This window comes from Paenibacillus sp. DMB20, from assembly GCF_000987955.1.
Classification (GTDB): Bacteria; Bacillota; Bacilli; order Paenibacillales; family Paenibacillaceae; genus Paenibacillus_AQ.
Map to the genome: position 1 here is coordinate 201,989 of NZ_LAZU01000021.1, position 14,175 is coordinate 216,163.

General features: G+C 54.2%; 11 protein-coding genes and 3 pseudogenes. 13 read left to right on the forward strand and 1 reads right to left on the reverse strand.

From position 1 onward, the window contains the following. Positions 1 to 186: 186 nt before the first annotated feature. From XI25_RS08290 to XI25_RS33675, 4 genes are all read left to right on the forward strand, one after another. The gene (locus XI25_RS08290; RefSeq protein ID WP_046678159.1) at positions 187 to 1,572 is read left to right on the forward strand and encodes an extracellular solute-binding protein; all 1,386 of its coding nucleotides are present in this window, start codon (positions 187 to 189) and stop codon (positions 1,570 to 1,572) included. Positions 1,573 to 1,852: 280 nt separating this feature from the next. Further along, entirely contained in the window at positions 1,853 to 2,029 is a 177-nt protein-coding gene (locus tag XI25_RS32015; RefSeq protein ID WP_442950367.1) for a twin-arginine translocase TatA/TatE family subunit, read from the forward strand. A 35-nt stretch (positions 2,030 to 2,064) separates the two neighbouring features. Then, entirely contained in the window at positions 2,065 to 3,411 is a 1,347-nt protein-coding gene (locus tag XI25_RS33670) for a hypothetical protein (protein WP_200901402.1), read from the forward strand. Then, positions 3,347 to 4,366, forward strand: a complete 1,020-nt coding sequence (locus XI25_RS33675; RefSeq protein WP_052759522.1) for a hypothetical protein — start codon at positions 3,347 to 3,349, stop codon at positions 4,364 to 4,366. The genes XI25_RS33670 and XI25_RS33675 overlap by 65 nt, the downstream gene beginning before the upstream one ends. A 74-nt stretch (positions 4,367 to 4,440) precedes the next feature. On the opposite strand, the pseudogene XI25_RS08300 reads toward XI25_RS33675, so the two are convergent. Beyond that, positions 4,441 to 5,254, reverse strand: a pseudogene (locus tag XI25_RS08300) (YheC/YheD family protein). Positions 5,255 to 5,526: 272 nt separating this feature from the next. On the opposite strand from XI25_RS08300, the pseudogene XI25_RS35720 reads away from it, so the two are divergent. From XI25_RS35720 to XI25_RS08340, 9 genes and pseudogenes are all read left to right on the forward strand, one after another. Next, a pseudogene (locus tag XI25_RS35720) lies at positions 5,527 to 5,598 on the forward strand (hypothetical protein); the annotation flags it as partial. A 77-nt stretch (positions 5,599 to 5,675) separates the two neighbouring features. Continuing rightward, positions 5,676 to 6,770: an MATE family efflux transporter gene (locus XI25_RS08305; RefSeq protein ID WP_268794480.1), complete on the forward strand. Its 1,095-nt coding sequence runs from the start codon at positions 5,676 to 5,678 to the stop codon at positions 6,768 to 6,770. A gap of 355 nt (positions 6,771 to 7,125) precedes the next feature. Then, a pseudogene (locus XI25_RS08310) lies at positions 7,126 to 8,134 on the forward strand (BMP family protein). 108 nt (positions 8,135 to 8,242) lie between these two features. Next, positions 8,243 to 9,739: an ABC transporter ATP-binding protein gene (locus XI25_RS08315; protein ID WP_046678160.1), complete on the forward strand. Its 1,497-nt coding sequence runs from the start codon at positions 8,243 to 8,245 to the stop codon at positions 9,737 to 9,739. Then, positions 9,736 to 10,803, forward strand: coding sequence for an ABC transporter permease (locus tag XI25_RS08320; RefSeq protein ID WP_046678161.1), 1,068 nt, complete (start codon positions 9,736 to 9,738; stop codon positions 10,801 to 10,803). Before XI25_RS08315 ends, XI25_RS08320 begins: the two co-directional genes overlap by 4 nt. Then, positions 10,787 to 11,710: an ABC transporter permease gene (locus XI25_RS08325; protein WP_046678162.1), complete on the forward strand. Its 924-nt coding sequence runs from the start codon at positions 10,787 to 10,789 to the stop codon at positions 11,708 to 11,710. The genes XI25_RS08320 and XI25_RS08325 overlap by 17 nt, the downstream gene beginning before the upstream one ends. A 95-nt stretch (positions 11,711 to 11,805) precedes the next feature. After that, positions 11,806 to 12,480 carry a sulfite oxidase-like oxidoreductase gene (locus XI25_RS08330; protein WP_046678163.1) on the forward strand — a complete coding sequence of 225 codons (675 nt, stop codon included), beginning with the start codon at positions 11,806 to 11,808 and terminating at the stop codon, positions 12,478 to 12,480. Between the two features lies 1 nt (position 12,481). Continuing rightward, positions 12,482 to 13,207 (forward strand): nucleoside phosphorylase, encoded by a 726-nt coding sequence (locus XI25_RS08335; protein ID WP_046678164.1) that lies wholly within the window; start codon positions 12,482 to 12,484, stop codon positions 13,205 to 13,207. A 440-nt stretch (positions 13,208 to 13,647) separates the two neighbouring features. Then, positions 13,648 to 14,166, forward strand: coding sequence for a TetR/AcrR family transcriptional regulator (locus XI25_RS08340; RefSeq protein WP_046678165.1), 519 nt, complete (start codon positions 13,648 to 13,650; stop codon positions 14,164 to 14,166). Positions 14,167 to 14,175 lie beyond the last annotated feature (9 nt).

Below are 14,175 nucleotides of genomic sequence, written 5' to 3' on the forward strand. Positions count from 1 at the left end.
TTTGCAAAATATTGCATTAGATGAATTCTGCCATATGGACGGGTTTTGTGCATCGGCTAATGGACCCATTAGAAAGTCACGATAAATGGATTGCTGTTCCCAATCGTAATGTTTGACAATCCGGGGGCCATACCCCACAATATAATACGTGATGTAAACTTTATCCAATGATCGGGAGCATTGTACATGAATGAGGAATCAGTAAAGCTGTCCTTTCAGCAAAAATTGGACCGCATGATCCGGACGCTCCGCATGGAGATTCTGAATGGGGCCCGGAGCCCCGGCTCGTTTCTCCCTTCGGAAAGCGCGCTGGCCAAGCAGTTTCATATAAGCAACAAGACGGTCCGCAAAGGGCTGGATGTATTGGTAGCCGAAGGGCTGATCGTAAAAATAGACCGGGTCGGAAGTTTGGTGACGGAGCAGCGGAAGAGGACCTATCTCCATTTCGGATGCAATCCGACGTTGTTCGAAGACATCGCGCTGTCTGTGCTGCTGGATGAATTTCACGCCAGATACCCGTTCATTCAGGTACGGGCCATTCCGCTTGATTTCTTCGGGCATGTTACGTCGGCCCGGGAGATGCTTGCGGGCGGACTGCTTGACGTGGTGTCCTTCAACAGCTCGCAGTTCCAGGAACTGACGGAGACCGGGGATGTCTTGTCCCTGCTCGAGCCTTTGGAGCCGGACAACGGGCTATATCCCGCGGCGGAGGAGCCGTTCCAGCATGGAGGCCGGCTCTATGCCCGGGCCGTTTCGTTCTCTCCGGTCGTCCTCTGCTATAACAAAACGCATTTTCGGGAGGCTGGACTCCAGGAGCCGGACAGCTCCTGGACATGGGACGACCTGCTCGAAACTTCCCGCAACCTGACCGCCTTCAGCGGCAGGCATTCGATTTATTTCGTGCCGACTTCCCTGAACCGCTACCCGTTGTTCCTGCTGCAAAGCGGATGGGGACCGGGGCCTCATCCGAAGGCCGCGGCCAGCCTGCGGAAATTCAGCGACGTCGTGAACGACCATGCGATTTTTCCGAAATATTTTTCCGGCACGAGTGAGGACGACTCCATCTCTTTGTTCAAACAGGAGCGGGTCTCCATGATTCTTACCACGTACTTCAGCCTGAATGCGTTCAGGGATCTGCCGCTTTCATATGACATTTCTCCGGTACCGCTGATGAATCGCGGAGGAGAACAGCGGACGCTGCTGTTATCGATCGGGGCGGCGGTGAACCGCAGCTCGAAGGAGAAGGAGGCTGCCCGCACGTTCGCCGAGTTTCTCGCTTCCCCGGAAGCCCAGCGGCTCATCCGGGAACAAAGGCTGAGCATTCCATCCCGAAAAGAAGCCGCCGAGACGCCGGTCGGCGATCATCTGAACCGTCCTTCCCGCTATGCGATGTACCGGGAGCTGTTCCCGACGTTCAAGGCGCACAAAGAGCTGGGGATACCGGTGGAATCCTTGAAGCGGTTTAGCCGGAGTCTTAAGGAATACTGGTCGGGAATCATTGACGAGCACATTCTGAACGATCATCTTGAAAAGCTGCAGCCGCCGGAATCATACAGATGCCATTTGCCGTAAGGCAGATGGCTTTTTCCTTGGAGCCAACGGGCAGGTTTACGGACGTTTTTTTTCTCATTGACAAAAAAATAAGGATGTTTTTATAATTTACATACATCAGCGTACATCAGGACGGCGAATGGAATGATTGAGTTATTATTTATCGCTGATTCATGAATTAATAATCAATTAAAGGAGGGTTTGACAAGTTTTTGTAAGCGTATCCATAAGATGCCGATAGGGCGGATACAGGGCGTTTTTGCATGGAATCCATATCACTGGACGGGTAAAGGAGGAATTGATGATGCCAACGATCGGAGTAACGGGGGCCATCCTTTTGGTTGTGCTTGGGTTATTGCTGTTTGGGCCTAAAAAGCTTCCGGAGCTGGGACGCGCCGTAGGCACGACCATCCGGGAACTGAAAGCCGGAGCATCCAAAATGATGACGGAACCTGATGAAACGCGGAACAAAGAGTAAGCGCCAGGCAGATATGAACGACTAAAGGAGGATCCATGATGACTTACGAGGAAAACAGCAGATTACAAGGTAATCCGACCGTAAGCCGGCGAAAAGCGCTGCAGGTGCTGGGAGCGGCCGGAGCGGTTGTGGTAGGGAGCGTCCTTACCTCCAAGCTGGCTTTTGCCGAGGAGGTCCCGGCACCGCAGGAGAACGCGGCCGCTATGGGGGGAGCTCACACCAAAGTTGAGGTCGTGCCTAACGTCAACGCTTTGCTTAGGCTGAATCCCAGGAGTTTCAAGGCTGACGCGCTGGTGTATGTGGCCGGCTATCATGAGGCCGGCGACGGCGGAGGCAAATGGGTCCGCTGGGTGCCTGACGGCCGGAAGGACGATAACGGAGGTACGGTTCATGCTCCGTCAGGCGGGACGGGCCGTTGGGAAACGGTTCATCAGGGGGTAGCCGACTTCCGCTGGTTCGGCATTTTTGACGAGAAGACCAACGCGGACGAAGCGCTGGATGCCATGGTAAACGATCTTTCCATCCACCGGATCGAAGCGCATACGGATTTAAACTTTGTCAAACGGCATGTCTTCCATCGGAGCGGAATCGAACTGGATTTCGGAGGCCATATGGTGACGACGGAAGGCATCGAGCTGAATACCCGGGATAATCCGTTCGGGGCCGTCTTGTTTTTTCAGGGAGAGGAAGCTGGTGAGGCCGGCCAGGTTACGCTAAGCGCGGAACTTCCCGAAGGAAGCGATGTGCTGGAAGTGCAGGGCTCTTCCGGTTTTGCGGTGGACGACTGGTGGATCGCGCAGGTGTCTCCGCAGAAAGGCGGCAAAGCGCAGCGGGAACTGGATTATATGGTTAAAGTGACGGAAATTATCGACGGCTCCCATATCCGGGTGAACTATAAGCTCGGCTGGGCGCTGGAAGCAGGGCGCACGATTACATACAAAAAAAATGAATCCGGTCTTCCGCTCCATCGTCCGGAACATGAAGTTCGCGGGCGTTCCGGTTCCTCCGACGCAGTCGACGAGTCAGAGACCGTTCGAAACGTGGGATCAGATCGGTTCAAACCCCGTCGCCTACGAATTTGCGGTGGAATGCGACGTGTCCGGCATCCGGGCGACCAAAGTGTTCTGGCCTGTCGTTCAGCGCCGTTACTGCTCTCACTATATTACGGAAAGTTGCGAGCTGATCAACCCGGAGGAACGGGATTGGGGCGGTACCGGTTACCTGACCCAACAGCTGAACGTCCTGTACGGAAACGTGCGGAACTGCAACACCAGCAACGCGCGCCATTTGAACGATTTTACCTGCGCGGCTTATTGCATGGTGGAGAACTGCCACGGGGACGGGGACGATTACGGTCCGTTCGTCACCCACGGCCAGTTTGAGCACGACCTGACGTATATCGGCAATTCCGGGCTGCTGTCTTTTGCGAACAGCGGCACCCACTGGGGCGACAGCGCGAAAAGGATCACCGTCAAAAAGCATATCGCCACCCGGATTGTCGCCCATAAAAAGCTGACGGACCTCACCCTGGAGGATTGCTATGCGATCAACAAGCCGGGCCTCGGCAATTCCGGCTCCATCTGGGCGAACGTCGACGGTCTTCAAATCAGGGGCTGCATCGCCGAAAACATGATCACGCTGTCCCAAAGCTCGGCGCGTTCCAAACGCCCGAACAGCATCGAAAGTTCGTCCTTCGGCATGTTGAAGGGCTATGAAATCGCAAGACCGATCCGGAGTGAGGCCGTCGGCGTAACGCCGGTGGCGAACGATCTGCTGATCGCGAACTGCCAGTTTACGAAGGTGGAGGACGTGAATATCGGCAGCATCAACCGGCTTACCCTCCGGGACACTTGGTTTAGGGGATTATCCGAGGCAACGGGGATTCTGCGAGTCGGAAGCAAGGAGGTTTTGGTCAGCGGCGGGGGGCTGGAGAACTGCAGCCTGGTATTTACCGGCGCCTGGGATTATGCTAAGACGGGTACCGCGGACCAAAGCCTGACGGTTGACGGCGGAGCCGTGTTCCACGGGACGAACGGCGAGAAAGCCTTTATCGTCAAAAAATCCGAAGGCGGTGTCTTCACTCTTCATTACGGCAGCTGTCAAAGCCTTGCGGCGGATCAGGCTACCGCGCATTTCCGGATCACGGACGGCAAGCTTCATTTAAAGGCCGTCGGCTCTCGCTTCAAGGGAGGACGGTATGACGCAGCGGAGGGAAGCGTCGCCGGCGGAGCCTACTTCTTAATAACGGCTTGCGTTGAAGAGCAGGTCAATCGTTCCTCGCTTCCTGCAGAAGGAACCTCGGTACAGCATACCAATGGGAACCTAATCATCGGGTAATACATCCAAAAACACACTCCATACAAAAGAGATGACCGCAAAACTTATCAGGGTCATCTCTTTTTGCGTAAATTTTATTTGGTTCTTCCGTACTGTCTGCTGTATGAGAGGATGCGGTTGTACAGGCTTTTGTCCTTTAAACCCTTGAGAGGATAAAACTGGGGCCGCGTGTTTACTTCCAGAATCCAAGGCTTGCCCTTGAAATCCAACGCAACGTCAAGTCCCAATTCCTTAAACCCTTTGGAATGCCTGTCGAAATTATAGCCTGCCCATACACCGAGCTGCTTCAGCTTCGTTTCCTTGCTCCGGATGGAATGATGGTCGTATCCGGCACCGGCCATGGTCTTGTGAAAATATCCGACGGATCCGCCCTGATTATAATTCGTAGCGACTTTATTCGGCCGTCCGACCTTCGTAAACAATCCGGTGCTGACCCAGTTGCCCTTATTGGTCTTCTGCACCATGACACGAATATCAAACGGTCTCCCGCCGGTTCTGGCTAACCGGATGCCTTTTTGCAGCAAAAAGGCTTTCGTGCCCGCAAAACGTCTCAGCTCATCGTATAGCTTATCCTGGGTCTTGTGGGTTTTCTTTACCGTATTCAGCTGAGTCTGATACCCGCTTTTCTTTTTTTTTGATCCGGATGATGTTATGTCCTCCAGATCCGTTGGTCGGCTTGAAATATACCGTGGAATAGGAGGAGAGCATGGATTTCAGATTGCTTTTGCTGAAGGGCTGGGTCGCTGGAACGTATGCCTTTAAATTGGGATCCCCCAGAAGCCATAATGTTTTTGTCCATTTGCTTTTGACAGTACTGCTTTTATAGGCCACGGCCAAGAGTTCACCTCGCTTTTTGCCAGCATATGAAAGATTGCGAGAGCTTGTCACCGCATTTGCCTATGGCAGGATGTCCCGAAGCTGAAAAACGGAAAACGAAATCATTCTATCAAAATCGACACTGCAACTGAAAGAGTACTGATTATTTTAAGGAGTTAGTATATATTGGTAAGGTATCCTAAACCAACAATACTAAAGAAGGTATTTTTTTATGAGTCTCATGGTGCGAGAGAAACCGTTTTATAAGAGCTTTTTTTTGGCTTACCCTGGTGATCGGCCTGCAAAACACCATTTCCCTCGGGGTGAATTTATCGGATAATCTCATGCTCGGCGGTTACAGCGAATCGGCGCTTTCCGGCGTGGCCTTGGGGAATCAGGTGCAATTTTTGCTGCATATGCTCGTATTGGGCGCGGCCGAGGGGGTGGTCATCATGTCGTCCCGTTTCTGGGGGGGCGAAGGACATGGGGGCCATTGCGAAGATGGCCAGCATCGGGATGCGGATGGCCGTCGGGTTGGCGTTTTTTATTATGGGCGGTGGTTTATTTCTTCCCGCATGGCACGCTGTCGCTGTTTACCGGCGAAGAGAGCGTCATTTCGGAAGGCGTCGAATATTTGAAGGTCATATGCTTTTCCTACGTCTTTTTTGCGGTAACGAATATACTGCTCGCTTCCCTGCGCAGCGTGGAAACGGTCAAAATCGGCTTTATCGTCTCTCTATCCACGTTAATCATTAATGTGAGCCTGAACTACGTGCTGATTTACGGCCATTTGGGCTTTCCCGAGTTGGGGGTGACAGGCTCGGCCATAGCCACGCTGATCGCCCGGGTGATCGAAACCGTGATCGTCTGCGTGTACATCAAAAAATACGACCGGAAAATTCTGCTCAAGCTGAAGGATTTCTTCCGGATCGACATGGGTCTGTTTAAGCAGTATATCGCCGTCGGATCGCCGATTCTCCTGTCGAATACGATCTGGGGACTTGCCATGGGAGCGCAAACCGCGATCCTTGGGCATATGGGGGAGGCGGCAATCGCGGCCAACAGCATCGCAACCACCATTTTTCAGCTGGTGACGGTCGTGATCTACGCGTCGGCGAGCGCAACGGCGGTACTGATCGGCAAAACGATCGGCGAAGGCTTTACGGACAAAATAAAACCGTACGCCAAAACGCTGCAGGTGCTATACCTCATCCTCGGCCTATGCGCGGGCGCGGTGCTGTTTATTCTGAAGGACGCTGTGCTTGGCTTCTACAGCGTATCCGGCGAAGCCAAGTCGCTGGCGCTGCAGTTCATGACGGTGCTGTCGATCACGGTCGTCGGAACCGCCTATCAAATGCCTGCCCTCACCGGCATCGTCCGAAGCGGAGGAGACACGAGGTTCGTGCTGTACAATGACTTTATTTTCATGTGGCTGGTCGTGCTGCCTTCCTCGTTCCTGTGCGCATTCGTGTTTGACCTGTCGCCGCTGGTGACGTTCATCTGCCTGAAATCGGACCAGATTTTGAAATGTTTTGTGGCTGTCGTAAAGGTTAACCGGTATAAGTGGATCCGTGTTTTCGACTCCTGATTATCAAATCCCTCAATCTCCCGGTCATCGTAGGGTGTGCATGACGCACGCCACGCGATGGCCTTTTTTCGGGTTCAAGCGATTGTCCAAATCCGAGAAACAAAAAAACGTTCGGGGGAATTACAGATGTTAAATTTCGTAAATTCCGAACATTAACTCATTTAATCAATATAAATATACTTAAAAAAGACCAAAATACATATTTAAATTACATTTTATTACAATAAACTGCGCAATTCGCTAAAATTCTTTTGACATATGCTCTTCTATCCCCTAGGATATAGCTATACCGGATAAGCACACTGAGGAGGATAAGGGGAGAAAATGAAAAAAGACTTGGTCAATTCTATTAGCAATGGTTCTGGTCGTCGGGTTGCTCGCAGGCTGCGGAAGCAAAGACAAGGCCGAAGGCGGCGAGTCCACCGGCAGCAAGGGCGATTCCAAAGATAAAAAAACGCATCGCGCTCGTTCTTCCCGAGAAAATCGGCGTCAATCCGTTCTTCTCGTTAATGGATGAAGGTTTGAAGAAAGCTGCGGCGGATTTCAGCGTGGAGGTCAAGACGATCGAATCGACGGACCCGGCTTCGATAGAGCAGAACCTTCGTACAGCCGTTGCCGAGAAATATGATCTCATTATTACCTCAACCTTCCAGATGGAGGATGCGTTGAAGAAGGTTGCGCCGGAAAATCCGGACGTGCCGTTTGCCATTATCGATACCGTGGTTGACCTGCCTAACGTCCGCAGCGTCGTTTTCCGAGAGCACGAAGCGGCTTACCTGCTGGGAGCGGCGGCCGGATTGGCTACGAAAACCGGCAAGCTCGGCAATGTGGTCGCCAATGACATTCCGATCATGCACAAATACATTACCGGCTTTGAGGAAGGCGCGAAATCGGTCCGTCCGGACGTCGAAATCTTCGTGAACTATGTCGGAAGCTTCACGGATCCGGCAAAAGCCAAAGAATTCGCCCTTCTGCAAAACTCGAAAGGCGCGGATTTCGTTGCGGGACTGTCCGCCGTCGGCGACCTTGGGGTGTTTGAGGCCGCCAAGGAAAAAGGCTTCTACACTTCGGGCCAGGACACCGACAACACCGGCGTGGATCCGGAGCACGTAGTCCTCGCTCAATTGAAGAGCACGGACACCGTCGTATATGAAACCGTAAAAGATTTTTCGGAAGGCAAGTATTCCTTCGATGTCCGCGACTATGGCTTGAAGGAAGGCGGCGTAGGCCTGACCTACGTTACTCACGAGAGCAAGACGCCGCTTAACGATTTCATCGGACAAGAGACCGTGGACAAGGTTAAAGCGATTGCCGACGACATTATCGCGGGCAAAATCAAAGTTACGAACGCTCTGGAGCAATAATCGAGTTTATTCCCCCGACCGGCTGTCCAAGGCAGTCGGTCTTTTGTTAACAGCGAAGGGGTAAATAAGGTTTCTCTATACTTTGGCTGAAAGGAAGGCAGATCTTTAATGCTACTCCAAATGGACAATATTACGAAGAAGTATGGGGAGTTCAGCGCAAACCGCGGCATTGATTTTTCGCTTCGCGCGGGCGAAGTGCATGCCATCGTCGGAGAGAACGGTGCAGGCAAAACGACGCTTATGCGGATATTGTACGGTATGGAGCAGCCGACGTCCGGCACGATCCGGCTGAACGGCAGGGAAGTCACCTTTTCCAGTCCTTTAGACGCCATTCGTCACGGCATCGGAATGGTACACCAGCACTTTATGCTCTTTCCTTCCTTTACGATCGCCGAGAATATCGTTATCGGCAAGGAGCCGGGGGCTTCTGCCAGGTTCGACCGGAAGCAGGCCGTCAAAATCGTGGAAGGACTCTGCGATCAATACGGAATGAAGGTGGACCCGAGAGCCGTTGCGGGGAGCAGCGCTCCGGGTGTCCAGCAGCGGGTCGAAATACTAAAGGTGCTGTACCAGGGCGCCGAAATCATTATTTTGGACGAACCGACAGGCGTTCTGACGCCGCTGGAAGTCCAGGAGCTGCTGCAGGCCATCAAGCTGCTGGCGAAGCAGGGCAAAAGCTTTATCCTCATCAGCCACAAGCTGAACGAGGTGCTTGACGTGGCGGATCGAATTACGGTGCTTCGCGATGGGACCGTCACCGGCACCGTCGATAAGGGCGGCACGGATGCCAATGAGCTGTCCCGGCTGATGGTCGGACGAGAGCTTGCGGAGCTGGAGAAGAAACCGGCGGTTCCCGGTGAACCAGTGCTTGAGGTATCGGACGTAACGATTCGCGGAACCAAGGGGAAACCGGTGCTGGACGGCATTAGCCTAGCGGTTCAGGCGGGCGAGGTCGTCGGCATCGCCGGCATATCCGGCAACGGCCAATCGGAGCTGTTGCAGGTGGTATCAGGCCTTATGCAGCCGGATCAAGGCAAGATCGCGCTGGCCGGAACCGATGTCACGGGAATGCCGACGCGGCAAATACGCGAACGCGGCCTTGCCCACATTCCGGAGGACCGGTACGTGTGGGGAGCGAGCCGGGAAGCTACCGTTCTCGATACCGGCATGATGGGACATCACCGCCGAATGCAGCGGGGAGGTTTTCTGAAGCTGAACGACATTCGCGCGCTTGTGTCCGGATGGGTCCATAAATTCTCGATCAAGACGGGTTCGCTGGAGACAAGCACCCAGCATTTATCCGGCGGAAACCTGCAGAAGCTCATTGTCGCAAGGGAGCTCGAGCAGGGGACGCCGTTTTTGATCGCGGCCGAGCCTACGCGCGGCGTCGATATCGGCGCAATGGAGACGATCCATGTCGAGCTGCTGAAAAGACGGGACCAGGGAACGGGCATACTCCTGGTGTCGTCCGAACTAACGGAAATCCTGAAGCTTTCGGACCGGATTCTGGTCATGTACGAAGGAAGGATTGCCGGGGAATTGACGGCGCGTGAAGCGACGGAGGAGAAGCTGGGGCTGTTGATGGCAGGAGGAACGATCCAATGAACAAACTAATGAATTATGCCTCTCCGCTGCTTCAGTCGCTGGCAGCCGTCATCGTCGGACTTCTCGCCGGCGCGGTTGCCATCGTCATCGCGGGCGGGGACATCTTGGAAACGTACGCGGAAATGTGGAAAGGCGCCTTCGGCGGATTCTATTTCTTCACGAATACGCTGGCAAGAGCAACCCCCATTATTCTGGCCGGTTTGGGCGCGGCGTTTGCGTTCCGCGCGGGATTTTTCAACCTCGGTCCGCCGGGGCAGATGATATTCGGCGCGCTTGCGGCCGCGCTGGTCGGTCTGTATATGCCGGGGCCGGGCTGGCTGGTCTGCGCGGCGGCCCTGCTTGCGGGGATTGCGGCCGGCGGCTTGTGGTCGGTGATGGCCGGTTATTTTGACGCGAGGTTTGCGGTGAGCCTGTTGATATCGACGCTGCTGCTCAATTATGTGGCCGACCTGTTTGCCGGCTATCTTGTGGCTTATCCGCTAAAGGATGAATCAGGCTCTGCCGCCATGGCGCAATCGGCCATGCTGGACAACGGGGTATGGCTGCCGAAGCTGTTCCCGGGCATGCCGCTGCATATCGGATTTATTTTTGCGGTAATCCTTGCCATTGTGATTTACGTGCTGCTTAAGCGCTCCGTAACGGGCTACGAAATCCGGATGCTCGGCGGCAACCCGCTGTTCGCCTTATATGGCGGCATCAAGCGCGGATCGGTAATGCTCGGCGCGATGTTCGTAAGCGGCGGTCTTGCCGGGTTGGGGGGAGCGGTTGAGATTCTGGGCTCGCAGTACCGGTACATCGACGGCGCGCTGACGACGGCCGACTTCGCCTGGACCGGCATCATGGCGGCCCTGCTTGCCGGATCGCATCCAATCGGAACGATGATCGCCGCCATATTCCTGGCCGCCTTGCAGACCGGCGGGATGGGCGTGGAGCGGAATACGGAGGTTCCCCTGGAAGTAGGGGCTATCATCCAGGCCGTGCTGATCCTGTTTATTTCCGCGAGGTTCACTTACGGCTTCCTGAAGCGAAAGAAGGGGGATAAGACGCATGGAACAGCTGTTTGATCTTGCTTTGCTGAATACGGCTCTCCGTGTTCTTACTCCGATTTTGCTCGCAGCGCTTGGCGGAGCGCTGTGCGCCCGCGTCGGGTTGTTTAATGTCGGCTTGGAAGGCTTTATGCTGCTGGGGGCTTTCGCCGCCGTTGCAGGCAATTATTTTTTCGGGAACGTTGTCTTGGCGATTCTGTTCGCGATTATCGTCGTGATGTTCTTTTCCTTTGTCTTTGCTTATTTGGCCATTCATCTGAAAGCGAATGTTATCGTGGTCGGGATCGCGATGAACGCATTAGCGGCAGGCTTAACCACGTTCAGCCTGCGGGCGATCTTTGATGTGAAAGGCGCTTTTTACGACAAAGAGATGGTCGGTCTTCCAAAGTGGAACATTCCGGTCATTGAAGATATCCCCGTCGTCGGTCCCGTTATATCCGGCCACACGCCGCTTGTATATCTGGCGTTTGTCATTGCGGGGCTGATGTGGTACTACTTCTACCGGACCAAGAACGGCTTTCGTTTTCTCGCTTCCGGAGAAAATCCGCTGGCGGCCGCCAGCATCGGAATCCGGGTGCCGCGCTATCAATACGGGGCGGTGCTCGCGAGCGGCGTTTTGTGCGCGCTGGCAGGGGCTCAGCTATCTTTGGGCCAGCTGACCATGTTCACGGAAGGCATGACGGAGGGCCGCGGCTTTATCGCACTCGTGGCAACGATGCTCGGACAATCCGGCCCTCTTGGCGTAACGGCGTCCAGCCTGCTGTTCGGCTTTATGGAGGCGGTAAGCATTCGCGTTCAGGGCTTGGCGCTGCCGACGCATTTCACGCAAATGCTGCCGTATATCGTTACGATTGCCGCGATGTTTTTCTTCAAAGACAAGAGCTTCCTGAAGGACGCGCAAAAGCAAAGCTCAAGTTCCAGATAAGGTACGGATGGATATACAAGGCGAGTTTTGCCGAACCGAACAAGAAGCACAAAACGTGACGCATGGACCGACATAACCGAAAGGAGTTGATCAGCATGCACCTGAAAGCGGAACGGCTTAAGAAAATGAAGCCGGTGCCCGTGGGGAATTTGACGGACGAGCAGCGCGCAAAGCTGCCTCCGGGCCAAGCGCTGACCGATAAGTTCCCGATCCTTCATGAGGGGGAGGTTCCCCGTTATGACCTGGAGGCATGGACGCTGGAAGTGTTCGGGGAAGTCGAGGAAGAGCGGAAGTTTACCTACGGCGAGTTGATGGCGCTCCCGACCGCAGCGGTGGGCTGCGACATTCACTGCGTCACCCGCTGGTCGAAGTTTGATACCGTATGGGAGGGAATTTTGTTCAGCGATTTTCTCAAGCTGCTGCAGGTGAAGCCGGAAGCGAAATACGTGATGTTCCATGCCGACCCGGATTACGAGACGAATGTGCCGATCGGGGATCTGCTCAGGGATGACGTGCTGCTGGCTTACCGGTTTAACGGCGAGCCATTGACGGAGAAGCACGGATGGCCGCTGCGGACGGTCGTGCCGCACCGTTATTTCTGGAAGAGCGCCAAGTGGCTGCGGAAGATCGAATTTATGAAGGAAGACCGGCCGGGCTTCTGGGAGCGGAACGGCTTCCACAATGAAGCGGACCCGTTCAAGGAAGAACGGTTCAGCGGAGAAGCGCTGCCCATACCCGAAGACGAATGGACGCGGAAGGAGTATGATTGATATGTTGATGCCTATCCTGCAAGTGAATAGTGAAGATATACCGGAATATGCAATCGTCTGCGGCGATCCGAAACGCGCGGAGACCATTTCGAAAAAGCTGGAGAATGTCCGCGAGCTGGCATTTAGCCGTGAATACCGTACTTTTGTCGGTACGTATGAAGGCGTGGAGCTTGCGGTGACGAGCCATGGGGTGGGTTCGCCGGGAGCGGCCGTCTGCTTCGAGGAGCTGATCCGTGCGGGCGCAAAAACGCTGATACGGGTCGGCACCGCCGGCTCTTACCGCGCGGATACGCCTGCCGGGAGCCTCGTGGTCAGCACGGCTGCCATCCGAACGGACGGGCTTACCCGACAGATGGTGCCGGATGGTTTTCCGGCGGTAGCCGACAGCGCGGTGGCCGAAGCGCTGTACGAATCCGCGCGTGCAGCGGGCGAAGGCGTCGTGCGCAAAGGGATTACCGTGACGCTGGATGTTTTTTTCAACGGGGTGGAAGAAGTCCCGCATCACAAATATAAAGCGGCCGGCGCTTTGGGCGTGGAAATGGAAATTTCCGCCTTGTACGTCGTGGCCGCGATTCGCGGCGCCCGTGCCGGGGCCATCGTGGCCATGGACGGTTTCGCCGACGCGGACCTGGCCGCGGAGTACGATCCGAATACGGATACCGTTGCCCGTGCCGTGGATCGGGAAATCAACGCTGCTCTCGAGGCGGTAGCAAAGCTGGCGAAATAGAGTAGAAGAAACGTTTTCCCAATGCGCGCCTCTCCCGGCGCGTTGGCTGCACGGCGGGTAGCCAGACCATGAAAAAGGCGATCCCTAAGGTGTATACCGATCAAGGACCGCCTTTTTTTAAGATATCAGAAAGAATAAACTTCGAAGCATGGACTATCCTGATATCGCAAGAAAAACTTCCGCTATAAGCGGTCTGTCTTCTGTGAAGTGCGTCGATAGACGTTTTTTGTTAAGAGATAAGAAAGTATAAACTTCAGAGGGTTGCCATCCCTATCTCGCAAGAAAAACTTCTTCTAAACGCGGTCTGTCTTCTGGAAGTACGTCGATAGACGTTTTTTCTTATTTTCTGCTTGCAAATTGATTGCAGTTGGCATACACTGGATTTAATTAGTGATTGGTCAATCAATAATAATGTTTGAAGGAAGGAGTGAGCGTCGATTATGGCAAGAGGGCCATCATCGGTTAATCGCCGCGTTGAAATCGTATCGGCAGCCATCGAAGTGTTTGCGGAAATCGGCTATTATCGGGCCACTACGGCGCAAGTTGCGGAGCGTGCATCCATATCGCAGCCTTACGTGTACCGTTTCTTTACCAAAGAATCGCTGCTGGTGGAATCCCTGAACGTATCTTGGCAGCGTATCCTGCAAGCTTTCCAACAGGTCATCGAATCTGCGGCACCGGAAGAATTGGAGACGGGGCTGATCCGTGCATACGAGGGTATTATGCATTCGCACCGCAGCGAGATTCTGCTTCAAATGCAGGCCCAGACGATTCAGGAAACGCCGATCCGTGCCGCAATGCAGCAGGGAATGAACCAAGTGAAGGAACAGGTGGAAAATGCTTTTCGGAATGCCGGGATTAAAAATGCAGAGGAAAGAACATCCGCGTTTCTGGCAAGGGGCATGCTGTGCAATGTCGCTATGGCCATGGATATGCCGAACTTGATGCCAAAAAAATAAAAATTTTTT